General features: G+C 65.5%; 1 protein-coding gene. It reads right to left on the bottom strand.

All coding sequences use genetic code 11. The annotated features are described in order from the left end of the window. Positions 1-45: 45 nt before the first annotated feature. A partial coding sequence (locus MD536_RS21640; RefSeq protein ID WP_239603857.1) for a glycosyltransferase family 2 protein occupies positions 46-281 on the bottom strand: 236 nt, incomplete at its 5' end.

A 281-nucleotide genomic window follows, 5' to 3' on the forward strand; every position in this document is an offset into this window, starting at 1 on the left:
CCACTCCGGACCACGAGACCATGCGGCAGTCCAGGAGCACGCGCATCACGAGCGGCCTCCCAGCAGTCTGCGGATCGCCAATCCGGCGCGAGAGGCGGCCTTCAGTCCCCAAAGCCCACGCAGATCGCAGTAGCGGTAGAAGGACTCACGATATGCGCGGGCCACCACCGAAGGTGGGGCGCTGGAACCGCCCAGATGGTGGAGAACTTTGGCCCGCGGCTCCAGCAGCACCTCCCAACCCGCCTCGTGCATCCGCCAGCACCAATCGATGTCTTCATAGT

This window comes from Flavihumibacter cheonanensis (assembly GCF_022352215.1).
Taxonomy (GTDB): Bacteria; Bacteroidota; Bacteroidia; order Chitinophagales; family Chitinophagaceae; genus Flavihumibacter; species Flavihumibacter cheonanensis.